The organism is Brevibacillus sp. SAFN-007a, from assembly GCF_051967035.1.
Lineage (GTDB): Bacteria > Bacillota > Bacilli > Brevibacillales > Brevibacillaceae > Brevibacillus.
On the sequence record NZ_JBQCKK010000017.1, the window covers coordinates 1 to 25,390 of the forward strand.

At 55.9% G+C, this 25,390-nt stretch carries 29 protein-coding genes and 2 tRNA genes; 25 read left to right on the forward strand and 6 right to left on the reverse strand.

Annotation, left to right across the window (positions count from 1 at the left end; translation table 11 throughout):
• Nucleotides 1-104 precede the first annotated feature (104 nt).
• Both ACTHO6_RS16385 and ACTHO6_RS16390 read left to right on the forward strand, forming a co-directional pair.
• Nucleotides 105-192 (forward strand) — tRNA-Leu (locus tag ACTHO6_RS16385).
• 12 nt (nucleotides 193-204) lie between these two features.
• A tRNA-Gly gene (locus tag ACTHO6_RS16390) sits at nucleotides 205-278 on the forward strand.
• Nucleotides 279-681: 403 nt separating this feature from the next.
• Here the strand turns inward: ACTHO6_RS16390 and ACTHO6_RS16395 are convergent.
• Nucleotides 682-1,848: a sensor histidine kinase gene (locus ACTHO6_RS16395; protein ID WP_440242834.1), complete on the reverse strand. Its 1,167-nt coding sequence runs from the start codon at nucleotides 1,846-1,848 to the stop codon at nucleotides 682-684.
• Nucleotides 1,849-2,063: 215 nt separating this feature from the next.
• On the opposite strand from ACTHO6_RS16395, the gene ACTHO6_RS16400 reads away from it, so the two are divergent.
• The 13 genes from ACTHO6_RS16400 (at nucleotide 2,064) to ytfJ (ending at nucleotide 11,186) form a co-directional block, all read left to right on the forward strand.
• Complete coding sequence (locus tag ACTHO6_RS16400) at nucleotides 2,064-2,714, forward strand: TerC family protein (RefSeq protein ID WP_440242835.1); 651 nt, start codon at nucleotides 2,064-2,066, stop codon at nucleotides 2,712-2,714.
• A 70-nt stretch (nucleotides 2,715-2,784) separates the two neighbouring features.
• Nucleotides 2,785-3,372, forward strand: coding sequence for a YkoP family protein (locus ACTHO6_RS16405; protein WP_440242836.1), 588 nt, complete (start codon nucleotides 2,785-2,787; stop codon nucleotides 3,370-3,372).
• Entirely contained in the window at nucleotides 3,372-4,526 is a 1,155-nt protein-coding gene (locus tag ACTHO6_RS16410) for an MGDG synthase family glycosyltransferase (protein WP_440242837.1), read from the forward strand. Before ACTHO6_RS16405 ends, ACTHO6_RS16410 begins: the two co-directional genes overlap by 1 nt.
• Before the next feature lie 56 nt (nucleotides 4,527-4,582).
• Nucleotides 4,583-4,786, forward strand: coding sequence for an alpha/beta-type small acid-soluble spore protein (locus ACTHO6_RS16415; RefSeq protein WP_005830919.1), 204 nt, complete (start codon nucleotides 4,583-4,585; stop codon nucleotides 4,784-4,786).
• A gap of 151 nt (nucleotides 4,787-4,937) precedes the next feature.
• Complete coding sequence (locus tag ACTHO6_RS16420) at nucleotides 4,938-5,144, forward strand: DUF1657 domain-containing protein (RefSeq protein WP_440242838.1); 207 nt, start codon at nucleotides 4,938-4,940, stop codon at nucleotides 5,142-5,144.
• Nucleotides 5,145-5,214: 70 nt separating this feature from the next.
• On the forward strand, nucleotides 5,215-6,075 hold the full coding sequence (locus ACTHO6_RS16425; protein WP_440242839.1) for a DUF421 domain-containing protein: 861 nt from the start codon (nucleotides 5,215-5,217) through the stop codon (nucleotides 6,073-6,075).
• 18 nt (nucleotides 6,076-6,093) lie between these two features.
• Nucleotides 6,094-6,567: a stage V sporulation protein AC gene (gene spoVAC, locus ACTHO6_RS16430; protein ID WP_440242840.1), complete on the forward strand. Its 474-nt coding sequence runs from the start codon at nucleotides 6,094-6,096 to the stop codon at nucleotides 6,565-6,567.
• Between the two features lie 3 nt (nucleotides 6,568-6,570).
• On the forward strand, nucleotides 6,571-7,575 hold the full coding sequence (gene spoVAD / locus ACTHO6_RS16435) for a stage V sporulation protein AD (RefSeq protein ID WP_440242841.1): 1,005 nt from the start codon (nucleotides 6,571-6,573) through the stop codon (nucleotides 7,573-7,575).
• A 16-nt stretch (nucleotides 7,576-7,591) separates the two neighbouring features.
• Nucleotides 7,592-7,942 (forward strand): stage V sporulation protein AE, encoded by a 351-nt coding sequence (spoVAE, locus tag ACTHO6_RS16440; RefSeq protein ID WP_440242842.1) that lies wholly within the window; start codon nucleotides 7,592-7,594, stop codon nucleotides 7,940-7,942.
• Between the two features lie 101 nt (nucleotides 7,943-8,043).
• Nucleotides 8,044-8,691, forward strand: coding sequence for a spore cortex-lytic enzyme (sleB, locus tag ACTHO6_RS16445; protein WP_440242843.1), 648 nt, complete (start codon nucleotides 8,044-8,046; stop codon nucleotides 8,689-8,691).
• Nucleotides 8,692-8,908: 217 nt separating this feature from the next.
• A complete protein-coding gene (locus ACTHO6_RS16450) occupies nucleotides 8,909-9,880 on the forward strand; it encodes an S-layer homology domain-containing protein (protein ID WP_440242844.1) in 972 nt (323 codons plus the stop codon).
• Nucleotides 9,881-9,948: 68 nt separating this feature from the next.
• Nucleotides 9,949-10,614: a DUF2953 domain-containing protein gene (locus tag ACTHO6_RS16455; protein ID WP_440242845.1), complete on the forward strand. Its 666-nt coding sequence runs from the start codon at nucleotides 9,949-9,951 to the stop codon at nucleotides 10,612-10,614.
• 113 nt (nucleotides 10,615-10,727) lie between these two features.
• Nucleotides 10,728-11,186 (forward strand): GerW family sporulation protein, encoded by a 459-nt coding sequence (ytfJ, locus tag ACTHO6_RS16460; protein WP_440242846.1) that lies wholly within the window; start codon nucleotides 10,728-10,730, stop codon nucleotides 11,184-11,186.
• A 72-nt stretch (nucleotides 11,187-11,258) separates the two neighbouring features.
• Here the strand turns inward: ytfJ and ACTHO6_RS16465 are convergent, their stop codons facing one another.
• Complete coding sequence (locus tag ACTHO6_RS16465; RefSeq protein ID WP_440242847.1) at nucleotides 11,259-12,308, reverse strand: flagellar filament capping protein FliD; 1,050 nt, start codon at nucleotides 12,306-12,308, stop codon at nucleotides 11,259-11,261.
• Nucleotides 12,309-12,381: 73 nt separating this feature from the next.
• Nucleotides 12,382-15,828 (reverse strand): pyruvate carboxylase, encoded by a 3,447-nt coding sequence (gene pyc, locus ACTHO6_RS16470; protein ID WP_440242848.1) that lies wholly within the window; start codon nucleotides 15,826-15,828, stop codon nucleotides 12,382-12,384.
• 142 nt (nucleotides 15,829-15,970) lie between these two features.
• Between pyc and ACTHO6_RS16475 the strand changes: the two genes are divergently transcribed.
• The 8 genes from ACTHO6_RS16475 (at nucleotide 15,971) to ACTHO6_RS16510 (ending at nucleotide 21,987) form a co-directional block, all read left to right on the forward strand.
• The gene (locus ACTHO6_RS16475) at nucleotides 15,971-16,411 is read left to right on the forward strand and encodes a gamma-glutamylcyclotransferase family protein (protein WP_440242849.1); all 441 of its coding nucleotides are present in this window, start codon (nucleotides 15,971-15,973) and stop codon (nucleotides 16,409-16,411) included.
• 52 nt (nucleotides 16,412-16,463) lie between these two features.
• Nucleotides 16,464-16,997: a hypothetical protein gene (locus ACTHO6_RS16480; protein ID WP_440242850.1), complete on the forward strand. Its 534-nt coding sequence runs from the start codon at nucleotides 16,464-16,466 to the stop codon at nucleotides 16,995-16,997.
• 88 nt (nucleotides 16,998-17,085) lie between these two features.
• Complete coding sequence (tpx, locus tag ACTHO6_RS16485; protein ID WP_440242851.1) at nucleotides 17,086-17,607, forward strand: thiol peroxidase; 522 nt, start codon at nucleotides 17,086-17,088, stop codon at nucleotides 17,605-17,607.
• A gap of 70 nt (nucleotides 17,608-17,677) precedes the next feature.
• Nucleotides 17,678-17,899 carry a hypothetical protein gene (locus tag ACTHO6_RS16490; RefSeq protein ID WP_440242852.1) on the forward strand — a complete coding sequence of 74 codons (222 nt, stop codon included), beginning with the start codon at nucleotides 17,678-17,680 and terminating at the stop codon, nucleotides 17,897-17,899.
• Nucleotides 17,900-18,024: 125 nt separating this feature from the next.
• Nucleotides 18,025-18,951 carry an RluA family pseudouridine synthase gene (locus ACTHO6_RS16495; protein WP_440242853.1) on the forward strand — a complete coding sequence of 309 codons (927 nt, stop codon included), beginning with the start codon at nucleotides 18,025-18,027 and terminating at the stop codon, nucleotides 18,949-18,951.
• A gap of 270 nt (nucleotides 18,952-19,221) precedes the next feature.
• Nucleotides 19,222-20,151: a fumarylacetoacetate hydrolase family protein gene (locus tag ACTHO6_RS16500; RefSeq protein WP_440242854.1), complete on the forward strand. Its 930-nt coding sequence runs from the start codon at nucleotides 19,222-19,224 to the stop codon at nucleotides 20,149-20,151.
• A 27-nt stretch (nucleotides 20,152-20,178) separates the two neighbouring features.
• Nucleotides 20,179-21,336: a homogentisate 1,2-dioxygenase gene (locus ACTHO6_RS16505; protein WP_440242855.1), complete on the forward strand. Its 1,158-nt coding sequence runs from the start codon at nucleotides 20,179-20,181 to the stop codon at nucleotides 21,334-21,336.
• A 24-nt stretch (nucleotides 21,337-21,360) separates the two neighbouring features.
• Nucleotides 21,361-21,987 carry a flavin reductase family protein gene (locus ACTHO6_RS16510; protein WP_440242856.1) on the forward strand — a complete coding sequence of 209 codons (627 nt, stop codon included), beginning with the start codon at nucleotides 21,361-21,363 and terminating at the stop codon, nucleotides 21,985-21,987.
• An 80-nt stretch (nucleotides 21,988-22,067) separates the two neighbouring features.
• On the opposite strand, the gene ACTHO6_RS16515 is transcribed toward ACTHO6_RS16510, so the two are convergent.
• On the reverse strand, nucleotides 22,068-22,310 hold the full coding sequence (locus tag ACTHO6_RS16515) for a hypothetical protein (protein WP_440242857.1): 243 nt from the start codon (nucleotides 22,308-22,310) through the stop codon (nucleotides 22,068-22,070).
• Nucleotides 22,311-22,486: 176 nt separating this feature from the next.
• On the opposite strand from ACTHO6_RS16515, the gene ACTHO6_RS16520 reads away from it, so the two are divergent.
• Together ACTHO6_RS16520 and ACTHO6_RS16525 are read left to right on the forward strand one after the other, a co-directional pair.
• Nucleotides 22,487-22,834, forward strand: a complete 348-nt coding sequence (locus tag ACTHO6_RS16520; RefSeq protein ID WP_440242858.1) for a PspC domain-containing protein — start codon at nucleotides 22,487-22,489, stop codon at nucleotides 22,832-22,834.
• A 168-nt stretch (nucleotides 22,835-23,002) separates the two neighbouring features.
• Complete coding sequence (locus tag ACTHO6_RS16525) at nucleotides 23,003-23,179, forward strand: hypothetical protein (RefSeq protein ID WP_440242859.1); 177 nt, start codon at nucleotides 23,003-23,005, stop codon at nucleotides 23,177-23,179.
• Between the two features lie 89 nt (nucleotides 23,180-23,268).
• On the opposite strand, the gene ACTHO6_RS16530 is transcribed toward ACTHO6_RS16525, so the two are convergent.
• Complete coding sequence (locus tag ACTHO6_RS16530; protein ID WP_440242860.1) at nucleotides 23,269-23,883, reverse strand: TetR/AcrR family transcriptional regulator; 615 nt, start codon at nucleotides 23,881-23,883, stop codon at nucleotides 23,269-23,271.
• Nucleotide 23,884: 1 nt separating this feature from the next.
• Nucleotides 23,885-24,895, reverse strand: coding sequence for an LLM class flavin-dependent oxidoreductase (locus ACTHO6_RS16535; protein ID WP_440242861.1), 1,011 nt, complete (start codon nucleotides 24,893-24,895; stop codon nucleotides 23,885-23,887).
• Between the last annotated feature and the right edge of the window lie 495 nt (nucleotides 24,896-25,390).

Genomic DNA, 25,390 nt, shown 5'->3' on the forward strand with positions numbered 1-25,390 from the left:
GGAAGTAGCTCAGCTTGGTAGAGTACTTGGCTTGGGACCAAGGGGTCGCAGGTTCGAATCCTGTCTTCCCGACCATGCTTTGCCCAAAGATTCGTAACGAAATTGCCGGGGTGGCGGAATGGGCAGACGCAACAGACTTAAAATCTGTCGGGAGTTTCTCCCGTACCGGTTCAAGTCCGGTCCTCGGCACCATATCAGTCCGATGCGGGTGTAGTTCAATGGTAGAACTCCAGCCTTCCAAGCTGGTCGCGTGGGTTCGATTCCCATCACCCGCTCCATACGAAAAAGCGCAAAAGCAGAGAGCCAGTCGGTTTTCTGCTTTTTATTTTTGCATGAAAGGCTTCCAAGCGGAAGAATGACCGCCTCAAAAAGGGAGAGAGGCCTGAGAATGCGCATCGTCCTTGGAGCGTCCCACTGCTGCCACGCCGATGTCGAAAGCTGTCTGACGTTTAGGGTGGTAGAAACATATGTTTTCGTGTACAGTAAGGCTAAGATCGCTTACCGAACGAATGGGTAACGGATCTCTTGCATTGCCTCCTGAATTCCAGGAGGCTTTTTTATTTGGTGCAGCCCCGTTCTCGAATGCGGCTAGGATGCCAGGAATGGCTCTGCTTCCTTCTTTCGAATAAACGCACGAAGGCTACGCCAATAGCTGGCGCAGCCTCACGGTTCAACGGACGCTTACATGGATTGCGTTGCTTCCACTGCCTTTTCTGGCGAGACAATCGGCAGCGATACGACGAAGCGGGTGCGGTTTTCGTTGGAATCACAATGGATCGTGCCATTATGCTTCTCGATAATATTTTTGCAGATCGACAGACCGATGCCTGTCCCGTTTTGCTTGGTGGTGAAGAACGGCTGAAACAAAATCTCGACAATGTCCGGAGGAATCATCTCTCCGTTGTTTTCCACGTTCAAATAGAGCCAGCCGTCCGAAGCGGTGGCAATGACGTGGATGTACTTGTCCGTCCGATTTTGCACAGCGTCGATCGCATTGTTCAACAAATTGACGACGACCTGTTTTAGGCCTTCCTCATAACAAGCCAGAGCGCAGGGGTGGATTTGTTTTTCAAATCGTATATTTTCTCCTACCAGTCGCGGAGTAATGAGCGTTTCTACTTCTTCCAGCAGTTGCTCAACTTGGACAGTTTTGAATATTTCATCGAGAATCGGCTTTTTGGAAAAGCTGAGAAAGCCGGTTATTTGCCGATGCAAATTTTCGAATTCATGCATCACGACTTGAATGTACGTTTGCAGCTGCGCCTGTTCCTGTGTGGACTCGCTAATCAGCTTGAGAAAGCCTTCGATTGCGCACAACGGATTGCGCAGCTCATGAGCCATGTTGGCGGCGATTTTCCCCAGCATGGTCAGTTTGTCGTTATGCAGGTACGAAATCGTTTCTTCTTTTTGGACGAGCTCCTTGTTTATCATTTGCTCGAAATGATAGACAGCCCAGAAAACACTTTCATCCATCGCTTTCCCCAGTTGTTTTTCCAGGTAATGCATGTCCTGCGGAGAGAGCGACCATTGTTGCAGTTCGGGTTGAAGCACACGCCAAAAAACATTTCGATACAGCTGATACGTACGCAAAATGGAGGAGAAGGGGAACTCCTGCGAACGCAGCCACTCTCCCATATCCAGTGCCCAGTTCTGCATGTCCTGGTCCACGTTTTCCACCAGATAGCGGGCTAAGAGTATCGTGCGTTTCTCCGCAAAATCACGAGGAATTGTTACAGAGATTTCCATACTGCGAACAATTTCCTCCATCCATATTGTAGTAATTCTTGGAGCCAGATCTAAAATTTTCCGTGAAACGTTCAATAGATTAAGCGTCACAGTCTCCACCATCGCATTATCCACCCCACTAAAATCGTAAGGGAAAAGGGTAAGAGTAGACAAGGTATAATTATCCCGATTTCTCGATAAAATATTATTTTGTGGGAATTTTTTATTGACAAAATCCGCTGAAATACGCCTTCATTCGGAAAAATATGCAATCATGAGCCCCATTCTCGTCGCATAAAGTAGAATGGACAAACGTTGGATGGACCAGGGAGGCAGGGATGGGAGAGCATTTTTGGCTGGGTCTGGTACATATTTTCATGATTGATCTGGTGCTAAGCAGCGATAATGCTGTCATCATAGGAATGGCTTGTCGGGGCTTGCCTCTGCGGGAGCGAAGCCGCGCTGTCCTGTATGGAACGATCGGGGCCGTTGTCCTGCGTGTAGGCTTAACGGGCGTGACAACGTGGATGCTGGATATTCCGCTGGTCAAGGCGATCGGGGGAGGACTGCTCTTATGGATTGCCGTCAAGCTGATGGTGAACCACCAGGAGGAAACGACAGAGGTCGCGCATAATCAGACAATCGGCCAGGCCGTCCGAACGATTATCTTGGCGGATTTTGTTATGAGTCTGGACAATGTTTTGGCGGTTGGTGGGGCGGCGCATGGCGATATCGGGCTGGTTTTGCTTGGACTGGGGATGAGCATTCCGCTGTTAATGTGGGGAAGCGCGTGGGTGGCGCGACTGATGAACCGTTTTCCGGGCTTGGTCATCATCGGGGGCGGAGTGCTGGCTTTTACGGCGGTGGACATGTGTCTGGAAGACCCGTACGTATGGAAATGGATCAATCCGCTGCTGCTCAACCACATGTGGCTTCCGGCGATGGCTTCGGCAGCCATCATGCTGTGGGGACGGCTGAAAAGGGCCTAATCAGGTAATGAAAGGAAGCGATAGTGGGGAATACTACAAAGTAAACAACGCGGGAAAGGAACCGTTGCACATGAACACAAATCTCTTGATGCTATGGGGCTACTGGGATGAAATCTACCAACGGTGCACCAGACTGACCTACATTGAAAAAGGAAAGAACATTTTTCGGGTCGTTCCCTTGCGTTACCGAGGGGAGACATTGCGCACGTCAGACGAACGAAGTATTCGTGACGGCGATCTGATTCTGAAAATACATATTCACAACTATTACTTTGCCACGCTTTGCCGGGGAGTGCAGGACGAGCTGCGGGTTGCCCTGTTGTTGCGCAGGCATATTTTGCAGTCGCTGCCTCGACTGGCGGCTTTTCTGGAAGCGATGGAAGAACGGGAGCAAATCAAGGGAATCGTAGGCACAACCATGCTGCACAAAGGCGTGGCCCCTCTGGGATTTTCCATTTCCGATGTGCCGATGAACTGGTTTTTCCGCTACAAGCGCTGGTACTTGCGCCTCATGCTCAGGCTGGTCCATCCCCATGGCAAAAGACGGGTGCAGACGTGGAAGCACGACATGCCGTTAAAACGGGTCTACATGTCCAAGGAACTTTTGCTTGCCCGCTACGGACCAAGCAGGCAGCAGACGACAGAGGATTCGCTTTGATGGCGAAACGATTTTTGCTGGTCACGGAGGAATGGGCAGGGAGCGGACACAGGGTAGCAGCAGAGGCTCTGCGGGAGGCTTTGCAGAACATGGACGGTGCGGAATCAGTTCGGGTGATCGGAGGCTTGCAGACAGCCAGCCCCGGTTTGCGCGTGCTGTCCCGTTTTTTTTATTTCAACATGCTCAAATATGCCAAGCCTGTCTGGCAAAGGATGTACGAACAGGATGAGGTGTGGGGAAAGTCGCTGTCCAAGCCGCTCGGCTGGTGGCTGGCAGCCAGACTGCTTCGGCGGGTGCTGCTGGCGGAGCAGCCGGACGTCGTGATTGCGACGCATGCCTACTGCCTGTCGGCGCTTGCTTACGCCAAGCAAAAGGTAGACAAGCCGTTTCAGTTGGTCAGCGTGCCGACTGATTTTCACCTGAACCGCTTTTGGGTAGATCCGCGGATCGACGCCTACATGGTAGCGCATGAACAAATGGCGGAGCGACTGCAGCAACGCTATCGGATTCCTCGTGAAAACATTCACGTTTGCGGCATTCCCATCCGTCGTCCGTTCAGCCTGGCAGCGAACACGACCAGGCACGAGTGGAAACAGCGGCTCGGGATTGCCCCCGAGCGTTTTACCGTGCTGATTGGCGGAGGCGAGGGCGGCTACGGTCAAATGGAAGAAGTCATTCGCGCCTTGTTCACAGAGGAAGAGCCGCTGCAAATCATCGTCGTCACCGGAAAAAATGCCCGTCTGAAAAAGCGGTTGGAGACAGGGCTGGCGCACAGAGCGGAGCGGCACGAGCTGATCGTCAAAGGCTTTGAGGAATGCATGTGGCAATGGATGGGCGCGGCGGATGCGTATGTGACCAAACCAGGAGGCATCACGTGTGCAGAAGCGCTCGCTTTGCGGACGCCGCTGATCGTGTATCAGCCGCTGCCTGGACAGGAGAGGCATAACAGCGCGTTTCTCACACAGCAAAACGCAGCCATGCTGGCGAGAACGCCGGAGGAAGTCCGGGACGTCATCAGGCGTTGGCGCCAATCCGATCAAAAGGAGAGGATCGTCCTGCAAATGGACAAGCTGCGGCGTCCGGAAGCGGCTACCCGCATCGCCGCGCTGCTGTTCGAGCGGGAGTCTAAAATTGGAAAAGAAAATGGCGAATGAACAAAGAAAACTTCACGCATATTAAACCTACACCAACGACGAGGAGGTGATTACAGATGGCTAACAACAACCGCTCTAGCAACAATCTGGTGGTTCCCCAAGCAAACCAAGCGCTGGACCAAATGAAGTACGAAATCGCTTCTGAATTCGGCGTTCAGCTCGGCCCGGACACCACTTCCCGTCAAAACGGTTCAGTCGGTGGCGAGATTACAAAACGTCTTGTTGCCTTTGCTGAACAACAATTGGCTGGCCGTGGCTAATTGCATAGCTGGATGAGGAAAGGCACCCGCGGGTGTCTTTCTTTTTTGGGCATGGAAACATTTGGTAATAACTTACAGGGAAAATGGCAAACTTGACCGCATATTTCCGCGAGAGAGGCCGATTCTATACGTGTTGGGAGGTGAAGGAAGTATGACAGTCGGAGCACAGGTCAAACAAGCGCTTGCCAGCTTGAAGGGAGCGCAGGCAGATTTGGAGTCGTTCGCGCTGAGCACGCAAAACAAAAAAGCGAAGCAACTGTACACAGAAGCTGCCGAGCAAACCCAGGCGATTGTGAACAACCTGCAGCAACGGGTAACCGAGTTGGAAAATGAAGAGCCACAGTATAAAGGCTTCTAGCCTGCCGGGAACGAGGGGGAGAGACTCCCTCTTTCTTGGCTTTTCTGGCAAAGGCTGACGGAGGTGGAGCATGCCTGACTGGTTAAATATTTTGCTGCGCTCAGTGGGAGCGCTGGCGTACTTGTTTATTCTCACCAAAATTATCGGAAAGCGGCAAATCAAGCAGCTGACGCTCATTGAATACATCGTCGGAATCACGATTGGTTCCATTGCCGCCTTCATGGCGACGGAAATGGACGGGCCGATTGTTCACAGTTTGATTGCCATGGGTGTTTTTGCGATTGTCCCCGTCCTGATGGAATGGCTGACGCTCAAAAGTAAAGTGCTGCGCGATTTTTTCGAAGGCAAGTCGACCGTTCTTATTAAAGAAGGGAAAATTTTGGAGGACAATCTGAAAAAGGAACGTCTGACGGCGGAAGATTTGCTGGAGCAGCTGCGAATCAAAAACGTGTTCCGGGTCGCAGATGTGGAATTCGCCCTGATGGAAACAAACGGGGAACTGAGCGTGCTGTTGAAGTCCGAGAACCAACCCGTGACGCCGCAGCAATTGGAAATGACGGTGCCGCCGGCGGAAGAGGGACAGGTCGTCATTATGGATGGCGTCATCATGGACGAGCCGTTGGCGACTGCGGGCTACAATCGCCGCTGGGTGCGCACGCAGCTGCAAAAAGCGGGCGTGGCGCTGGAGAACGTGTTTCTCGGCCAGGTCGACAAAGGCGGAGAGCTGTACCTTGATTTGTATGACGACAAAATTCAGGTGCCGGCTCCGCAAGCGATGAAGCTGACGTTTGCGACACTGAAAAAATGCCAGGCTGATCTGGAGTTGTTTGCCTTGGGGACGAAAAGCGAGGAGGCCAAACAGACCTATCAGCGTGACGCGGAGCAATTGCAGCAAGTCATCGACCAAGTCAAGCCGTTTTTGATACGGTGAAAAAGGAGCGAAAGAAGAGTGGCGGATCAAAAAAAGAAGAATCTGACCCCGGTGCAGCAGGAGTATCAGCAGCTGGCGAAGCGCCATGAGCCGAAGCCTCCGCTCGTACGCAACTTCACCCGCGCCTTTTTGGTAGGGGGTGCCATCTGCCTGATTGGACAGGGGATTACAGAGATGTTCATCCGATACTTTGATTTTACCGAGAAAACGGCGGGAAATCCCACAGTCGCTGTCCTGATCCTGCTCTCGGCGCTGCTCACGGGTTTGGGCGTCTACGACCGGATCGCGCAATGGGCAGGGGCGGGCACGAGTGTTCCGGTGACCGGTTTTGCCAACTCGATTACCTCAGCTGCCATCGAGCATCGCAGCGAAGGGCTGGTGCTTGGCGTAGGCGGCAATATGTTCAAGCTGGCAGGCTCTGTCATCGTGTTTGGTGTTGCTGCCGCATTCGTCATCGGTCTGTTGAAAACGTTGTTTACGATGGGAGGGTGACGCATGCGCCAGGGTCATCAGTCGTGGGTGTTTCCCTCCAAGCCGGTTATTCTCGGCCACGCTGCCATCGGTGGGCCGTTCGAAGCGCAGGGGCCGTTGGCAGAGGATTTCGATACGCTGCACGGGGATTTGATGATAGGTCAAGAAAGCTGGGAAAAGGCAGAAAAAGTGCTGCTGGAGGAAGCGTGCTCGAAAGCCATCGAAAAAGCGGGGCTGACGAAGGAGCAAATCAACTTTTTGCTCGCCGGCGATTTGATGAACCAGATCATTTCCGCCAGCTTTTCCGCCCGCACGCTGGCGATTCCCTTTCTCGGCATTTTCGGAGCGTGCTCGACCGCCATGGAAGGCTTGGCGCTGGCTGCGCAGCTCGTGGACAGCCAGGCGGCGGACTGCGTGCTCGCGGCGACGTCCAGCCATAACGGGGCGGCAGAAAAGCAGTATCGCTACCCGACCGAGTACGGTTCCCAGAAGCCGCCGACCGCTCAGTGGACGGTCACGGGAGCTGGGGCGGCCGTGGTTGGCAACAAAGGCGCTGGTTTGCGCGTCACCGGTGCCACAATTGGCCGGGTCGTCGACATGGGGATGACCGATCCGTTCAACATGGGGGCGGCGATGGCTCCGGCTGCGCTGTCAACGATCGAAACGCATTTTCGCGACTTCCAGCTTCCGCACGACCACTACGACCTGGTGGTAACGGGAGACTTGGGGAAGGTGGGGCATGCAATTTTGTCGGAACTATTGCCCAAGCATAACGTGATGGTGCCGCTGCAGCGCTACATCGATTGCGGGAAGCTCATCTACGGAGACAACCCGAATGTCTGGTCCGGGGGGAGCGGCTGCGGCTGCGTGGCGACCGTTACCTATGGCCACCTGCTGCGGAGGATGCGCGCGGGCGAATGGAAGCGGATGCTGGTGGTGGCGACAGGCGCGCTGCTCTCGCCGATTTCATATCAGCAGGGAGAGAGCATCCCTTGCGTCGCCCACGCCGTGGCCATCGAGTCCGAGTGACCTGGAGGGTGATAGCATGACGTTTGTATGGGCATTTCTCGTAGGAGGAATCATTTGTGTGATCGGCCAATTTCTCATGGATGTCGTCAAGCTGACTCCGGCACACACCATGTCATCGCTGGTGGTCGCCGGGGCGGTGCTGGACGGCTTCGGGCTGTATGAGCCGCTCGTCCAGTTTGCCGGGGCAGGCGCTACCGTTCCCATCACCAGCTTCGGCAATGCCCTCGTCCACGGAGCAATGGCCGAAGCGGAGCAGCACGGACTGATCGGCATTGTCACCGGCATTTTTGAAGTGACCAGCGCAGGCATATCGGCGGCGATCGTCTTTGGCTTTTTGATGGCGCTCCTTTTCCGGCCCAAAGGCTAACGGACGAAAAGGGGCGTCATATGTTACCTGTGCTGCCAAAATGCTTGAATTGAACCTGCTTTCGCCAGCTAGTAGAATGATGGCGTAAGGAGGGGATGTTCATGTCATGGGTGAAAAAAACAGTGACGACCCTGCTCGCGGCGATGCTTGCCGTCGCGTTTGTTTGCCCTGCCGAATCTTTTGCCGCGCCTCTCTTGAAGCGAGGCAGCGAGAGCGGGGATGTATGGGATTTGCAGTACCGTCTGCAACTGCTGGGGTATTACACGGACCGGCTGGATGGCATCTACGGAGCGAACACCGTCCAGGCAGTCAAAACGTTTCAAAAAGCATATGGATTGCCAGTCGATGGCGTCGCTGGTACACATACATGGCGGGCGTTAAAAAAAGTATCGGTCAATCAAAACGAGATGCAAATGCTCGCCCAGCTGGTTTATTCGGAAGCACGGGGAGAAAGCTTTACGGGGCAGGTAGCCGTCGCGGCGGTCGCCCTGAATCGCCTTCAATCCAAAGACTTTCCGGACACGCTCAAAGGAGTCATTTTCGAGCCGTACGCGTTTACGGCGGTTCTGGATGGACAGTACTGGTTGAGCCCCAACAAGACGGCCTACCGGGCCGCATGGGAAGCCGTAAGAGGCTGGGACCCAACCAATGGTGCGCTCTATTACTTCAATCCATCGACCGCCACGTCCAAATGGATCTGGACTCGTCCGCAAGTAATGAAGATCGGCAAGCATATTTTCGCCAAATAACAAAAGCACAGAGCAAAAGGCTCTTGATATTGGGTACGCCACGTGCCGATCAAGGGCCTTTTTTCATTCAGGCAAACGGCCCGGTGCAAAGGCGCCGCTCGGTCAAAAGCTCTCGAAGCGGCTATGGCTGTCTGGAAACAATTGTACATTGAGTTCCCGAAATGTTTCGATACAATGATACGAAAAGGATTTCAAATCGCTTTTTTGGAGGATGATGATGAGGAAACAGTTGATCCTGGCCTCGCTGGCAGCCTTGCTGGTCATCGGCGCGCCGGTCGCAGAGGCAAAGATAAACGAGACGAATGCGACACCTTATACAGACATTGCAGACCATTGGGCCAAAAAAGAAATCGAGAAACTGTACATAAGCGGAGCCGTTGGCGATGCCGAATCGTTCCGCCCGGACGATCCGGTCACACGCGGCGAGCTGGTGACGATGTTCGTGAAGGCAAAGGGCATTGCGCCCGCAGCGACCAGCCAATCGCCGTTTGCCGACGTTCCCGCAAGCAGTTGGATGGCTCCTTTTGCCGAAACCGCTTATCGGCTGGGAATCGTTCATGGGACCAGACAGGGAAGCCAGGTGCTTTTGAAGACGGACGAGCCTGTCACGCGAGAAGAGCTGGTATCCATTTTGGTTCGCTCCAGGGGCGAAAGCGGTGCCGCCAACCAGCTGAAATGGTCGACGACGATCCAGACGCTGGCCAAGTACCCGGATGGACAGCGCGTGGACAAGAGTTACCAGCGGGCATTTGTATACGCATTGGAAAAAGGCTTGGTCAGTCCGTATGCCGACGGTACTTTGAAGCCGAAAAACGCGATGACGAGGGCGGAAGCCGCCACGTATGCGGCTTTGCATTTGCTCAACGGCCAGACGGCGAAAAGGACGCAGCAGCTTGTTAACGGAACCGCTTACAAGCAGGCGCTGACCGTCCAGACGACGGCCTACAGCTATGCGAACCAGCCGATCCTGTCGTATCTGGAGTATCCGCTGCGCGAGGGAGTCGTCGCGGTCGATCCGGCTGTCATTCCGCTGGGAAGCCATCTGTATATCGACGGCTACGGCTATGCGGTCGCGGCCGACATCGGCGGCGCCGTCAAGCAGCGTCATGTGGACTTGTATGTGCCGACCTTGCAAGAAGCCAGAAGCTACGGCATGAAGCAAGGTGTAAAAGTGTACGTACTGGATTAACGCAAAAGATTTCAAACATATTTCCTGCTCTTTCCACTCATACTAACGGTGGAAAGGGTGGGATTTTTTTGTGGGGCTGGGTATTTGCCGGATTGCTTGTGTTGCTGATACTGCTGGCCATCACGCCAGTCAAAATCACGTGTTACTACAGTCGAAAAGAGGAAGACGACCAGTTGACCATCGAGATCACGTTATGGCACGGTCTTTTTTCCCGCAAATACGAAATACCGATGCTGCTGTTCAAAGTGTCTCCAGCCGGCCCGGAGCTGGTCGCGAAGGTGGACACGATCCAGCAAGGAAGCAAAATCCAGGAGAAGGTCAAAGATTTTACGCGCAGACAGGTGAAAAAGTGGTACCACAACTACCGGGAGCTGGTCGACCGGGTGCGGGATTTGTTGCCGCTGATCCAAAACTTGTGCAAGCAGATTCACTGCACCAAGCTGGAGTGGCATACGCTTTTGGGCACAGGGCAGGCGGCTGAGACCGGGGCCTTGACGGGGGTCATCTGGGGAGTCAAAAGCGTGATTGTCGGTGTCTTGTCGCATTCCATATCGTTGCGCACGATGCCGAAGATGAGTGTCCAGCCTGTCTGGAACGCAGCGGTCATCCAGTCGACTTTTCGCTGCGAGCTTCATTTTTACCTGGGCCATTTTCTTGCTTCTTTATTGAAAATCGCTCTGCGCATCCGAAAAAGCAGCCAGCGCAAATGGCAATCGACGCCATCGCAGGCGTAAAACGTCTGCCCTCGGAGCGATTCAGCATTCTTTGCAGGGACAACGGTACATGCTCTGAAAACGTTGGGGGAATGTTAACAGATGAGACATACAGGAAGGAGGAGCAGCTTACTATGGCAGACCATCCGATTCAAGGCCTGATGCGCACGGCGATGGAAAATCTCAAGCAAATGGTCGATGTCAACACGATTATCGGCGATCCGGTCGAGACACCGGACGGGAGCGTGATTCTCCCGATCTCGAAAGTAGGATTTGGCTTTGCGGCAGGGGGGAGCGAGTTTCAGTACGACCAGCACCACCAGGGAATCGCAGGCCATCCGTTTGGGGGCGGTAGCGGGGGCGGCGTTTCAATCACTCCGGTTGCCTTTTTAGTGGTCGGAAAACAAGGAATTCGCTCCATACCGCTTGAAAATACGACGCATCTGTACGACCGGATTCTCGATTCGGTTCCGCAGCTGGTGGACAAGATGCAGTCGCTGTTTAAAAAGCATGACGAACCGCCGGTGCATGCCCAGCCGGTAAAGGGAAGAGTAGACGAGCACGACCTGGAAGAGCTGATGGACCGGGGATAAAAAACAAACAGGTATGCGGCCTAGGAGCTAGGGCATACCTGTTTGTTTTATGGGGCGAGGCCCGCAAGCCTTTTACCACCGTTGATTGAAAAACAAGCCAGTCCGCGCGGCAAAGCAAAACTGCATGGCGGAAGCTGTCGTCCGCTCGTACGGATTGGCCGAGAGCGCCGCGTCATACGGGCGGGCGAACGAGGCAAACGGCTTGCTCTGCACCCGAATGACTTCCTCGCGAAGAGAGCGGGACAGGCGAGCCATTTCTTTGGCGAAACCGGAAAAGTCGGCAGACACCGCCTCGCGCCACGTCGCCTCATGCAAGGCGATCTGCCCATCCGGCTGTACGCGCAGGCCGTAGCCGCCGAGCGCTCCATCGGTCGCTTGCGCCAATCGCGTAAACGTCTCCAGCTTTTGCGTCGCCCAGCCGGAAAACGGATCCGCCAAGAAAGCATGCAGGCGGTTATAGATGTTGACGAGCGTGCGGGTATGCCGCAGGATGAACTCCACGTCCGGCGCGATTTCGATGAAAATATCGTTCGCCTCCGCCCTCAGCAGGGAAAGCTGCACCGCCCCGTCTGAGAGTGCGATCTGGTTGGAAGGGCTTGTATGCAGTGTGCCATCCCACCAAAAGACGGCGTCGGTCGCTTTCTTCGTGATGGGCTCCCGTCCAGGCGAACCAGCGGCGTGATCCCTGCCTGGCACAAACTGCTGCGGGCTATCCGCAACGACGGCAGGAGCGTCGCCCGGCAACGCCTTGCCTGTCAGGGACTGTCTGCTCGCGAGCGAGACGATGCGCAAACGGTGCGTACCGTTCGCTGCTTGCGAATGGGCCTGGACAACTGCCGCCTCGGGAACAGATGAGACGACTGCTTGCTGATGGATCGCGCTGGTTGGCCGAGCCGGATCAAACTCGCGCGCAGCCTGATCCAGGTCGGCAAAAAGGCGGTACAGGCGGGACAGGGAATCGGAGAGATCAGTCATCCACTGTTGCTGCCGGGTGTAGTAGGGCTGCAGGCTATAGCCAAAAACCGGCGCGACAGGTGCGCTGAGCTTCGCCTGGACCATCTGGAAATGGTAGCGGCCTACTCGCTGGCTATACGGAATGTGGCTGATTCGATCTACTTTCAAGCCGATCCCCTCCCCCCGAATATATGGAACCCCATGGAAATTATCGTCTGTTCCCTTCCATTATAGACGATGCCTACTCCATTTCAATGAGCAGATCGCCGGTTTCGATCGCTTCGCCCGCTTTGACGTAAACGGCCTTGATTTTTCCGTCCTGCGGCGCCTGAATCGTTGTCTCCATCTTCATCGCTTCGCTGACGAGGAGGTGCTCGCCTTTGCGCACCTTGTCCCCTTCGGACACCAGCACCTTCAGCACTTTGCCTGGCATCGAGGCACCCAGGTGAGCGGCATTTTGCGAGTCAGCCTTGCGTCGGATTGTCTCGGACACTTGGGCCGACTGGTCGCGGACAAAAATTTCCCGCGGCTGACCGTTCAACTCGAAGTAGATGATGCGTCGGCCGTCCGGATGCAGCTCGCCTATGGCAACCAGCTTGATAATCAATGTTTTTCCGCGCTCGATTGTAATAGCCGTCTCTTCGCCTGGACGCAGCCCGTAGAAGAACGTAGGGGTGTTCAGGACGGACAGATCGCCGTATTCTTTCAGGCGCTGGTCGTATTGCAGGTACACCTGCGGGTACATGATGTACGAGAGCACGTCCAGCTCGCTCGGCTCGCGTCCGATTTTTTCCTCCAGTTCGGCGGCGACCTCGGTAAAATCAATCGGCGCCAGCAACTCGCCCGGACGAGCGGTGAAAGCATCGCGGCCTTTCAGGACGAGCTGTTGCAGTCGTTTTGGGAAGCCGCCCGGCGGTTGGCCCAGGTAGCCCTGGAAAAACTGGATGACGGAATCCGGGAAGTCGAGACGCTCGCCCTTTTCCCAAATATTTTCTTCATTCAGGTTGTTTTGCACCATGAACAGGGCCAGATCGCCGACGACCTTGGAGGAAGGGGTGACCTTCACGATGTCGCCGCACATCTGGTTGACGACAGCGTACATGCGCTTCACTTCGTCCCAGCGGCCTTCCAGACCGACCGCTTTGGCCTGCTGCTCCAGGTTGGTGTACTGGCCGCCCGGCATCTCGTGGATGTAGACCTCTGTGTTGCTGGCCTTCATGCCGCTTTCGAAGCCTTGGTAGTACGGGCGGACATCCTCCCAGTAATCGGACAGCTTGTTGAACGAGTCAAGCGACAGGCCCGTATCGCGCTCGGTATGGGCGAGGCTCGCGATCAACCCGTTCAGGCTCGGCTGCGAGGTCAGACCGGACATGGAGCTGACGCATGCATCGACGATATCGACTCCGGCTTCGACGGCTTTCAAGAGCATGGCCGCACCATTGCCGGATGTGTCGTGCGTGTGCAGGTGAATCGGAATGCCGATCTCCTGTTTCAAGGCGCGAATCAGTTCATAGGCAGCGTAAGGCTTCAAGAGGCCCGCCATGTCTTTGATGGCGAGGATGTGCGCCCCGGCTTTTTCCAGTTCTTTGGCCAGGTTGACGTAGTAGGCCAGGGTGTATTTCGTCTTCGTCGGGTCCAAAATGTCGCCGGTATAGCAAATCGCCGCCTCGGCCACTTTGCCTGTTTCGCGCACCGCATCAATCGCTGTCTGCATGCCCGGCAGCCAGTTCAGGCTGTCGAAGATCCGGAAGACGTCGATGCCATTGGCTGCGGATGCTTTGACAAACGCCTGAATGACGTTGTCCGGGTAGTTCGTGTAGCCGACCGCGTTCGCCCCGCGCAAAAGCATCTGGAACAGGATGTTCGGGATGCGCTCGCGCAAAATTTGCAGCCGCTCCCAGGGAGATTCCTGCAAGAAGCGCATGGACGTATCAAACGTAGCGCCGCCCCACATTTCCAGGGAGAAAAGTCCCGCCCCGAGCTTGCCCGTCGCTTCGGCAATCGAGGCGAGGTCGTAGGTGCGCACGCGTGTGGCAAACAGCGACTGGTGCGCATCGCGGAAGGTCGTGTCGGTAACGAGCACCTGTTTTTGCTCTTGTATCCAGCGAACCAGGCCGTCTGCGCCTTCCCGGTCGAGAATTTGCTTCGTGCCGTCCGGATACGGCTGGGCAAACGGCGTGCGCGGGATGCGCGGAGAGTCAAAGTGCGGCTTTTTGTCCGGCTTCGCCATCCCTGGATACCCATTGACAATCGTGTTCCCGATGTACGATAGTAATTTCGAACCCCTGTCCTGACGACTAGGGAATACAAACAGCTCCGGTTTGGTATCGATGAAGGAGGTGTCGTAGTTTCCGCTGAGAAAATCAGGGTGCGTGACGACATTCTCCAGGAACGGCAGGTTGGTTTTCACGCCACGAATGCGGAATTCACGCAACGTTCTGAGCATTTTGCGCGCGGCCTGGTCAAAGCTTGTCCCGTACGTGGAGATTTTGACCAAAAGCGAATCGTAGTACGGCGTGATGATCGCGCCGGGGTAGCCGTTCCCGCCGTCAAGACGAACGCCGAAGCCACCGCCGGACCGCCAGGCTGACAGACGGCCAGCATCGGGCAGGAAGTTGTTTTCCGCATCTTCGGTCGTGACGCGACACTGGATGGCATAGCCGCTCATGTGAATCTGCGATTGCGAGGCGATCCCGATTTCCGGATTGGAGAGAGCGTGCCCTTCTGCGATGCGGATTTGCGACTGCACGATGTCAATGCCCGTAATCAGCTCGGTGATGGTATGCTCCACCTGAATGCGCGGATTGACTTCAATGAAGTAAAAGCGCTTGTCCGGCGTGAGCAAAAACTCGACCGTCCCTGCGTTGGAGTAGCCTGCTTTTTTCATGAGGGTGAGAGCCGCCTGGCAAATTTCTTCCCGCAGGCTGTCGTCGAGAGAGAGGCTTGGCGCCACTTCCACGACTTTTTGATGGCGTCTTTGGACGGAGCAGTCGCGCTCGTACAAATGCACGATGTTGCCGTGGTTGTCGCCCAGAATTTGCACTTCGATATGTTTGGGCTGTTCCAGATACCGCTCCAAATAGACTTTGGCGTTGCCGAACGATGAACGTGCCTCGGAACGGGCGCGATCCAGCGACTCCTGCAACTCGTCCTGGCTGCGCACAATGCGCATGCCGCGGCCGCCGCCGCCGGAAACCCCCTTGATGATGATCGGATAGCCGTATTCCTTGGCAAACAGGAGAGCCTCCTGCAGCGATTCGATCGGCTCCGGCGTCCCTGGAATGACCGGAATTTGCGCTTCGATGGCAAGCTTTCGCGCTTCTACCTTGTCGCCGAACTTTTCGATCAATTCAGGAGAAGGTCCGATGAAAATGATGCCTTCCTCCTGGCAGCGCTTGGCGAATTCGGCATTTTCGGCGAGGAAGCCGTACCCTGGGTGGATCGCATCGACATCGTTGCGCTTGGCGATCTCGATGATGCTGTCAATGTCCAGGTAGGCTTCAATCGGGCCTTTTCCGGCCCCGACCAGGTAGGACTCGTCCGCTTTGAAACGATGAATCGAGACGTTGTCTTGCTCGGAGTAAATCGCAACCGTGCGAATGCCGAGCTCAGTGGCAGCCCGGAAGATACGGATTGCAATTTCTCCGCGGTTTGCTACCAGTAACCGATTGATCTTTCCTTTTGCCAAATCTCTCTCTCCCTCCGTCTCAGCGCGAGACATAAAAATTTATATAGAATAAATATACAAAATTTTCGCTACGCAAAACACCCTTTATTTCTTTTCCGCCATTTTCCGCCATCTATCAAGGAACAGACTGGAGTGAATCGAGTTGCACAGGCAGCTTCCCGTTTTTGTCTATGGTACGTTGTTAAGAGGCTTTTCCAATCATGCCATCTGTGTCAAGCCGTTTCCCCATACAGAACGCAAGGCGACGATCCGGGGGGAAATCTATCATTTGCCAGAAGGCTATCCCGGCTTATTGATAGGAGCGGAGGAGAAGAACGAGGCAGAAGTGACAGGCGCTGTCCTTGATTTTGCCCCCGAAGTGTACGACAAGGCACTCGCCGTCCTCGACGAGTTGGAGACGTATTACGGAGAGGGAGATCCGCGCAACGAGTACGAGCGGATGATCGTCGCAGCCCGTTTGGCCGACACCGGACAGGAGGTTTTGGTGTACGTCTATCGCTATCTGGATCAGGAGTACGCAAGGCAGGCCGGAACGAAGGTAGCGCATGGCGACTGGCGACGGTTCATGGAAGGGAGCGGCTGAATACGGGAGGCGCGTTTTGCCAAAACTGGTAGGGTAAAGGAGGGACCCTGCCATGGAATTGATGAATGCAACCCCTGCGCAAATCTGGCGCTTGCTGATTCCGCCAAGCTACTGGATGTTTTCTGCGGAAGTTCCCGAGGATGAACTGATCTTCCATTATCGCGACCATATTTATTTTGTGAACCAGGATGGCTCGGTGTTGGCGCTGCCCAAGCCCGCCTGCTTCGAGACGCTCGATATGGGCACGCTGCTGGAGTATTTGGCGACGTCTGACGACACGATTGACTTTGACGATGAGGGCGAGTTCGATTACGGTTTTGTGCTGAAGCAGATGGGCTACATCGTCCCCGTCAGGGAGAAGCGGGAGAAGGCTACCTATCAGGTCGAAATTATCAACACCGCCCTGCCAAAAGCGCACGGAACCCGCTACGAGATGAAGCATGTCGACTTCGGCTTCGCCCTCTATCACGCGCTGATGCGCTGCCACGAGCTCAACGCGAAAACGGACTGGGAGTACGAGCACGAAGTAAAGCGGATCGTGAAGGTCGATGCCAAGACTTCGGGGAAAGTGCACGTGAATCTGTAATTTCTCCTATTGGCATAGTGAAAAAAAGTGAATGATAGGGTATGATAAATAAGGTACATATAAAACAATTGGTGAGGAGGAAGAAATCATGACAACTGCTGTTGAACGCAAAGGCGCATTTGTTTTCAAAGGGGGTCCTGTAACCCTGCTCGGTCCGGAAATCAAAGTGGGCGATACAGCTCCTAACTTCACCGTAGTAGGCGGCGACCTGTCTCCTGTCACACTGGACGATTTCAAAGGAACCGTCCGCATCATCTCTGTCATCCCGTCCATCGACACGGGTGTTTGCGACGCGCAAACTCGCCGCTTCAACGAAGAGGCTGCCGGTCTGGAAGGCGTAACCGTGCTGACTGTATCCGTTGACCTGCCATTCGCGCAAAACCGCTGGTGCGGTGCTGCCGGCATCGACAAAGTGAAAACCGTATCCGACCACAAAGACCTGTCCTTCGGTACTGCGTACGGCGTCGCGATCAAGGAGTTCCGTCTCTTGTCCCGCGCTGTATTCGTCATCGATGCAAACGACAAGGTTGTCTATGCAGAATACGTGCCTGCTGCTGGCGAGCATCCAAACTACGAAGCTGCGATCGCTGCTGCGAAAGCTGCGAAGTAAGTTTCGCGTCATAAGCTCGCGTAACGAAACCCCCTGTTCTTTCCTATGAGACGAGCAGGGGGTTTTTGCCATGTCCGAGGTTCAACCTGTTTCCTGTGTCTGGAAATGGCAGCGGCTGCGGCTGGAAGTATGCCATGGCGACGCCGTGCACAATCCCGCCGAGCAGCTCGACGGATATTTGGCCGCCATGTCGCGGGCCTGCTCCATTCTGCAGTGGAAGGCACCTGAGCAGCCAGGCTGGTATTTGTTCGCCGTGCGCGGCCGGTGGAGCCAGGGAGACGCGGGAGATTGAGGTCCGAAAGAACGGGCAAAGCCGTCCACTGTAGCAGCACGACAGAAGGGAGTTGTCCGTGCGGCGGGTCTTTTTGTTATACTGGACAGCAGGAATAGCAGGGAAGACCCAAAGGGAGAGACAACATGCAGGAAGAATTGATACGGTTTACGGCAGACGAGGCAGATGCGGGCCAGACGGTACGGGAAGTGCTGCAAAAGCGCTACGGTGTGTCGCGCCGCTTGCTGATCCGGGCCAAATTCAAAGGAACGATTACGCGCAACGGCACGCTCGTGTACGTGAACGAACGGCTGCAAGCCGGGGATGAACTGGCTGTCATGCTGGACATAGAAGAGGAAGAGACGGTAGCTCCCGAGGAAATGCCGCTTGGCATTCGCTACGAGGACGAGGATTTGATGGTGATCGCAAAGCCGGCTGGTCTGGTCGTGCATCCGACGGGCAACCATCCGGGCGGCACGCTTGCCAACGGCGTGATCGCCTACTGGAAAAAGCGCGGCGAAGCGAGAAGATTTCGCGCCGTCAACCGCCTGGACAAGGATACGTCCGGCTTGATGATTGTCGCGAAAAACCAGTGGGCGCACGAGCAGTTCAGCCGCATGCAGCAGGAGGGAACGCTGCACCGCTATTACCAGGCGATTGCCGAGGGGATCGTCGCATCGGAGGAAGGGACGATTGATGCGCCGATCGGGCTGGCGGAAAACTCGTTTATCACGCGGCAGATTCGGCCGGATGGACAAGCGGCCGTCACGCACTATCGCGTGCTGGCCCGCGGCGAGGGCATGACGTTCCTGGAGCTGAAGCTTTCGACGGGGCGCACCCATCAGATTCGGGTGCACATGCAGAGCATCGGACATTCGCTGGCAGGCGACGACTTGTACGCAGGCGGTCGGGAGCATATCGGCAGGCAGGCGCTGCACGCGGCGCGGCTGTCTTTTGTCCACCCGCGCAGCAAGGAGACGATGGCGTTTGCAGAGCCGCTGCCAGACGACATGCAGGCGTTGTTGCATACGTTTTTTCCCGCGCTGCCTGCAAACGACAAGGAAGGGATGTAGCCGAAAAATTCGGCAATTTCCTCTGGAAAGCGGAAAGTGTTTTCGCTATGATAGAAGAAACAGGAAATACGCTGTAAACAGACAGCTGGTTGTCTGCGGGGAAAAATCCCGCAAGATTTTTTTCGGTAGCAGACAGACCCAGCTTGCGCCTGGCGCATGTTTCGGTCCATGTGACAAGAGACGGGGGGACCCCTCTTGTTTGTCATGCGCCGAAAATGGCTTACGGGGGTGAGCTGGGTTTTTTGTGTCCAAAGAAAAGGAGGGGAGCGCATGAAAGTCGTCTCCTATCGGTCAAGCGAGCAAGCGGCCTGGCGGGCAGGGCTCGTGCTGGGCGAAACAGTCAGGGACATCGCGCAGGCTCTGCCAGGCGCGCCGTGTACGGTGCAGGAGCTGCTGGAGCAGTGGGACGTGTGGAGGGAGCGGCTGGCGTCGATTTCCGAAAGCGCACCTGCTTTGGAAGCAGACGTGGCGTTGCAGGAGGTGCGCCTTGGATCGCCGCTGCCGCGTCCTGCCAGCTTTCGCGATTTTTACGCCTTCGAGGCGCATGTGAAGACAGCGCGGGCGCGTCGCGGGCTGGAGATGATTCCCGAATGGTACGAGTTTCCCGTCTTTTATTTTTCCAATGCGGCGGCCTTTAGCGGGCCAGAGGCGAGCATTCGGCGGCCGAAGACGACCCGGTGGCTGGACTACGAGTTGGAAGTGGCTTGCGTCATCGGCAAGGCGGGAACGGACATCCCTGTGGAGCGGGCGCACGAGCATATTGCGGGCTACTCGATTTTAAACGACTGGAGCGCGCGCGATATTCAGCGCGAAGAGGTCAAGGTCGGGCTGGGGCCAGCCAAAGGCAAGGACTTTGCCACCTCGATGGGGCCGTGGCTGGTGACGCCAGACGAGCTGGAGGATGTACGTATAGCAGGGGAACAAGGCGACCGCTACGATCTCGCGATGGTGGCGCGGGTAAACGGCGTCGAGTATTCCCGCGGCAATTTGCGCGATATCCACTATACGTTTGCGGAAATGATCGCGCGCGCCTCGCAGGACTGCATGCTGTATCCGGGGGACGTCATCGGCTCGGGCACGGTCGGCACCGGCTGCATTTTGGAACTGGGGCCGGAAAAGCACGGCTGGCTTGCGCCGGGAGATGTAGTCGAGCTGGAAGTCGAACGCCTCGGTGTGCTCGTCAATACGATCAGCGAATAAATCACGCCGAAAAAAGGGGGAAGCAGAATGGCTTTTTACCACCGCATGGGAGAGGTGCCGCAAAAGCGACACACGACGTTTTACAAGCCGAATGGAGAGCTGTACCGCGAGCAGGTCATGGGTACGAAAGGCTTTTCCGGGATTCAGTCGATCCTCTATCACCACAACCCGCCGACACAGGTGCGCGAGACGCGCAAATACGCGGACGTGCGCCTGGAATTCGTCGAGCAGGCGGAGTTGAAGCATCAGCACTTCAAGACGTTTGATCTGCCGCCGGGGGGCGATCCGATTTTTGGCCGCCGTTATTTGCTCGGGAACAGCGACGTGGTCATGGGCGTCTGCTCGCCAACGGAGCCGATGGACTATTTTTACCGCAATGCGGACGGGGACGAGGTCGTGTTTGTCCACGAGGGCGAGGGCGAGCTGCAGACGATTTTCGGCACGATTGTCTACAGACCTGGCGATTACCTGGTCATCCCGATCGGAACGACGTACCGGATCGTGCCCGCGGTGCAGAGTCGCTTTTTGGTGATCGAGTCGCAAAACGAAATCGTCGCTCCGAAGCGCTATCGCAACGAGCACGGTCAATTGTTGGAACATTCGCCGTTTTGCGAACGGGATATACGCGTGCCGGAAAAGCTGGAGACGCATGTGGAGAGCGGCAGCTTCGAAGTGCGCGTCAAGCGGCAGTCGGTCGTCTACAGCTACTTTTTCGACTTCCACCCGTTTGATGTCGTGGGCTGGGACGGCTACCTGTATCCGTATGCGCTGAGCATCCACGATTTCGAGCCGATAACGGGCCGGATTCATCAGCCGCCGCCGGTCCACCAGACGTTTGCCGGACAAAACTTCGTCATCTGCTCGTTCGTCCCGCGTCTGTACGACTACCATCCGCAGGCGATCCCTGCGCCGTACTACCACAGTAATGTCGAGAGCGACGAGGTGTTATACTACGTCGACGGCAACTTCATGAGCCGAAAAGGCGTCTACGAAGGCTCGATTACCCTGCACCCGATGGGAATTCCCCACGGGCCGCACCCTGGCAAGGTGGAGGCCAGCATCGGCAAAAAAGAAACGAAGGAACTGGCGGTGATGCTCGATACGTTCCGGCCGCTTTTCGTCACCAAAGAGGCGTTGGCGGTGGAGGACGAAGCGTACATGTCGAGCTGGCTGCCGTCCGAGTGAACGACGTAAAAAGGCGGGATCGGAATGGAAATCGCAATTCGCGAACTGGAGCGTCAGGACAAATACAAGCTGTTGATCGGCTGCATCGTGCCGCGGCCGATTGCCTGGGTAACCTCGCACGATGACAAGGGAGTCGTCAATGCCGCTCCCTTCAGCTATTTCAACGTTGCAAGCATCGAGCCGATGATGGTCTCTGTCGCCGTTATGCGCAAGCCGGGCAGCGTCAGGAAAGATACGGCGCGAAACATTTTGCAGACAGGCGAGTTCGTCGTCAATATGGTGGACATCCACAATGTCGATGCGGTCAACCAGACGTCGGCCGACTACCCGCCGGAAGTAAGCGAGGTAGACGCGCTCGGACTGGAGGTCGCGCCCTCTGCGGCGGTCCGGGTTCCGCGGCTTCTCGCGTCGCGCATTCATTTTGAATGCAGGCTGCATCAGATGGTGGAGCTGGGTACCCCTATTACTTCCGATCTCATCATCGGCGAGGTCGTGCATGTGCATGTCGCCGATGAGCTGTATCACGCGGGCAGGATTGACCCGCATGCCTTTGCGCCCGTGAGCAGGCTGGCGGGGCATACGTACGCGACACTGGGCGATTTGTTTGACCGTCCGCGTCCCGTCTACGATCCGTCTGCCGGGTCCAAATAGCGCCAGGCGTCAACAGAAAGTGTCAACCGAAAGCAAAGAACCGTTCCCGCTGTGCGCTGGAACGGTTTTTCGCGTGTCCGCTAGTTCAGGCCGGGATAGCGGGAGATGGCGTCCGGCCTGATCCAGCGGTTGTAGTCCGAGGCAGTTCCGGCATTGGCCGGCGTGCCGTACGGGGTGGCGTTCGGCTCTTGCCCCAGCGGATGGATCACGTTTTGCTGGTAGTACAGCTCGCGATCGCTTTGGATGTAGGAGCGATCCTGCCAGCCAGCGGAGGTGCATCCGCTTGTGAACAGGACCAGAAACAGGAGCAGCATGAACGGCATGGTCGATCACCTCGTATGTAGCGTGACTTTTCCGGCCCGATTTCATACGGGCGAAGCGCATATCCGTCCAGGGACGGAGGACAAATCCCTCTGCGGGCCATTTTGCCGCTGGGCGCTCTCGTATATCCTTATACCTATCAGGCAAGCGTTCGCTAGAGAGAGGAAGGATGGGTACAATGGAAAGACGTCTGTATCGCTCTTCGCAAGATAAACGGTTGTTTGGGGTCTGTGGAGGGATTGCTCAATTTTTGCGTGTGGACTCGACGCTCGTGCGTGTGGGAGTCGTCATTTTGACGGTTTGCACGGGAATCCCGATCTTGCTCTATATTCTTTTGGCGATGATTATGCCAAAAGAGCCGCAATGGACTTACGCGGCTGACGGGTTCGACCTGTACGATGCGCCCATGGCGGGACGAGCGCGGATGAACGACCTCGATTCCGAAATCGAACGCCTGGAAAAGCGGGCGCTGGTGCAGGAAGTTCGTCGTTTGCGTGAAGAACTGGGAAAATACAAAGGCTTGTAACCAAAAGAGAAGAGGCTTCCTGCGGCAGGCGGGGGCCTTTTTTCATGGCAAGCACAGCAATTGGTTTCCAGGCACGCTCACGAAAAATCAGCTGTACGAAATCGGCAACTTCTGCGTTTTTCGGCATAACATGTAAGGTGGGAGAATGTACATAGGGAGGGAGAAGCAGTGTATCTCGGCGTGTTCGATTTAAATCAGCGTCTGGAGCAAACCCGCAAAATGCTGCGGGAAAAGCAGCACCTGAAAAAGCTGATTGAAGAAGACATCCAGGAGCTTGAGAAAGATGTTCAGGCTTTGGAAGCGATGACGAACAAAGAAAAGTACGCAACCAGCGGCCAGCGATAACCGATCGCTGACAAAGACAAACGGTCCGAAAAAACCGCAAAAAGTGGCGACTGCGCAAAAGGCAGAGGGCCACTTTTTTCCGTTTGGTTTCAGTTTGGCGAATGGACAGCGATCAGCTTTTCGACGATCCCGGGGAGCAGTTGGATCGCCTCGCTGTCGGTTCCATACGTCTGGCTATCCGCATACGTTCCCTCCATCAGCAAGAGCAGCGTGTAGGCGAGCTCGCGCGGATTGGCTGCGCCCAAGGCGACAGCGCGCTCCAAAAAGGCGACAAAAATCCGTTTTTGATGCGCACAGACCAGCTCGCGAACAGGATGGGCGGGATCGGGAAATTCTACCGCAACGTTGAGAAAGCAGCAGCCGCGACACGCTGCGGAGGACGCGCGGGCAGCCAGATCGGCAAAAAACTGGACGAGCTGCTCCCGCGGCCGATCCGGATGCTTCGCCATGCTTTCGTCCCACTCTTGCCAGAAAGCCGCCTGCTTTTTTTGCATGTAGGCGAGGATCAGGTCGGTTTTCGAAGCAAACTGGCGGTAGACGCTCATCTTGTTCATGCCGGCGCGCTCCACGATCGCGTCGATACTGACGGCGTGGATGCCTTCCTGGTAAAAAAGCTCATCGGCCGCCTGCAAAATCATTTCCAGCGCTTTTTCACGCGGGACCCGGACTCGTTTCGTGGAGGTCATCGGCGAATCAGGCCCCATGCTACGATTTCCACACGTCCGCGACGATCTCGAAGGAGCGCACGCGATCTTCATGACGGTACATTTGCGTCGTAATCATCAATTCATCCGCCTGGGTAGCCGCAAGCAGCTCCTGCAACTTCTGCTTTACCGTGTCCGGATTGCCGATGATGGAGGAGCGAAGCTGGGCGAGCACGGACATTTTTTCGAACTCGCTCCACAGTTCATCCATATTGTCTACTGGCGGCTGGATCGGTTTCAGATCGCCGCGGATGAGGTGGAGGAACGCCTGGTAGTGCGAGGTGGCCAGCCGCTCGGCAAGCTCATCTGTATCTGCTGCCATGACGTTGACGCCCACCATGGCATACGGCTCGGACAGTACGTCGGACGGACGGAAGCAGTGGCGGTAGGTTTGCAGCGCAGGCAAGGTGTAGTTCGGCGAAAAATGGCCGGCAAACGCGAACGGCAGTCCGAGCAGCCCCGCGAGACGCGCCGAAAAATCGCTGGAGCCAAGCAGCCAGATCGGGATGTTCAAGCCTTCGCCGGGAATCGCCCGCAGCGCGCCGGCATTGTCGCTGGTGCGCGGACGCAAATACTCGCGCAGTTCTTCCAGCAGTTCGGGAAAATCGTCTCCGCCAATCCGCAGGTCGCGCCGCAGTGCCCGGGCCGTGCGCTGGTCCGCGCCGGGAGCCCGTCCCAATCCGAGGTCAATTCGTCCCGGATAGAGCGATTCCAGGGTGCCGAACTGTTCGGCAATCACCAGCGGGGCGTGATTGGGCAGCATGATCCCGCCGGAGCCGACGCGCATGGTCGACGTGCCCCCGGCGATGTGGCCGATCAGCACGGCGGTCGCCGAGCTGGCGACACTGGGCATGGCGTGGTGTTCGGCGAGCCAGTAGCGGTGAAATCCCCACTTTTCTACCTTTTGCGCCAGGTCCAGGCTATTTTGAAACGACTGGGCAGCCGTACTGCCTTCTACGATGGGAGCGAGATCCAGCACGGATAGCGGGATGTCGCGCAAAGCTTTTGCCATGAAAAGATGCCTCCTCTGAGGGGAATGTTGTTACTGACCGGTAACAAACGTACTTGCATCTTACGAAGAGGGAAGGGGGCTGTCAATGTTTCAATCGGCTGTGGCGGCACTTTGCGTCCCGTATATCGTTAATGGAAGCAGAAATCCAGGAAAAGTCGCATGTTTTTCCTCAGCTTCTTTTTCCATCCATTGGTCATGAGAAAATCGTCTAAACGGCTGTTTGCCATCTTCAACAAGTGGTGTGCCATCCACTGTAGCGAGTTCGCAAAGAGAAAATCGGCAGACTGACGATTGTCTTTGACGGGGCTGAATACATAACAATCCCTTTTAATGGAACTCCCTTCGGAAACGGGACGATCAAACAGATACCGGATTGCTGCCTTCTTCTTTACACGCGTAACCAAGAAGATCCGGCGTTTGCAGAGCACGTCAAACTTGGCGCACAAATCCCCGATCGAACACATACGTCGTACCCGGATTGTCTACGAGTATATC

Coding starts and splice junctions, on each gene's coding strand:
- ACTHO6_RS16395 (WP_440242834.1), bottom strand. CDS start 1,848: ATGGTGGAGACTGTGACGCTTAATCTATTGAACGTTTCACGGAAAATT.
- ACTHO6_RS16510 (WP_440242856.1), top strand. CDS start 21,361: ATGGAAATCGCAATTCGCGAACTGGAGCGTCAGGACAAATACAAGCTG.
- ACTHO6_RS16495 (WP_440242853.1), top strand. CDS start 18,025: ATGCAGGAAGAATTGATACGGTTTACGGCAGACGAGGCAGATGCGGGC.
- ACTHO6_RS16520 (WP_440242858.1), top strand. CDS start 22,487: ATGGAAAGACGTCTGTATCGCTCTTCGCAAGATAAACGGTTGTTTGGG.
- ytfJ (WP_440242846.1), top strand. CDS start 10,728: ATGGCAGACCATCCGATTCAAGGCCTGATGCGCACGGCGATGGAAAAT.
- ACTHO6_RS16450 (WP_440242844.1), top strand. CDS start 8,909: ATGAGGAAACAGTTGATCCTGGCCTCGCTGGCAGCCTTGCTGGTCATC.
- ACTHO6_RS16400 (WP_440242835.1), top strand. CDS start 2,064: ATGGGAGAGCATTTTTGGCTGGGTCTGGTACATATTTTCATGATTGAT.
- ACTHO6_RS16405 (WP_440242836.1), top strand. CDS start 2,785: ATGAACACAAATCTCTTGATGCTATGGGGCTACTGGGATGAAATCTAC.
- ACTHO6_RS16410 (WP_440242837.1), top strand. CDS start 3,372: ATGGCGAAACGATTTTTGCTGGTCACGGAGGAATGGGCAGGGAGCGGA.
- ACTHO6_RS16535 (WP_440242861.1), bottom strand. CDS start 24,895: ATGGCAAAAGCTTTGCGCGACATCCCGCTATCCGTGCTGGATCTCGCT.
- ACTHO6_RS16505 (WP_440242855.1), top strand. CDS start 20,179: ATGGCTTTTTACCACCGCATGGGAGAGGTGCCGCAAAAGCGACACACG.
- spoVAD (WP_440242841.1), top strand. CDS start 6,571: ATGCGCCAGGGTCATCAGTCGTGGGTGTTTCCCTCCAAGCCGGTTATT.
- spoVAE (WP_440242842.1), top strand. CDS start 7,592: ATGACGTTTGTATGGGCATTTCTCGTAGGAGGAATCATTTGTGTGATC.
- ACTHO6_RS16490 (WP_440242852.1), top strand. CDS start 17,678: ATGTCCGAGGTTCAACCTGTTTCCTGTGTCTGGAAATGGCAGCGGCTG.
- sleB (WP_440242843.1), top strand. CDS start 8,044: ATGTCATGGGTGAAAAAAACAGTGACGACCCTGCTCGCGGCGATGCTT.
- ACTHO6_RS16425 (WP_440242839.1), top strand. CDS start 5,215: ATGCCTGACTGGTTAAATATTTTGCTGCGCTCAGTGGGAGCGCTGGCG.
- ACTHO6_RS16420 (WP_440242838.1), top strand. CDS start 4,938: ATGACAGTCGGAGCACAGGTCAAACAAGCGCTTGCCAGCTTGAAGGGA.
- ACTHO6_RS16530 (WP_440242860.1), bottom strand. CDS start 23,883: ATGGGGCCTGATTCGCCGATGACCTCCACGAAACGAGTCCGGGTCCCG.
- tpx (WP_440242851.1), top strand. CDS start 17,086: ATGACAACTGCTGTTGAACGCAAAGGCGCATTTGTTTTCAAAGGGGGT.
- ACTHO6_RS16515 (WP_440242857.1), bottom strand. CDS start 22,310: ATGCCGTTCATGCTGCTCCTGTTTCTGGTCCTGTTCACAAGCGGATGC.
- ACTHO6_RS16480 (WP_440242850.1), top strand. CDS start 16,464: ATGGAATTGATGAATGCAACCCCTGCGCAAATCTGGCGCTTGCTGATT.
- ACTHO6_RS16415 (WP_005830919.1), top strand. CDS start 4,583: ATGGCTAACAACAACCGCTCTAGCAACAATCTGGTGGTTCCCCAAGCA.
- ACTHO6_RS16500 (WP_440242854.1), top strand. CDS start 19,222: ATGAAAGTCGTCTCCTATCGGTCAAGCGAGCAAGCGGCCTGGCGGGCA.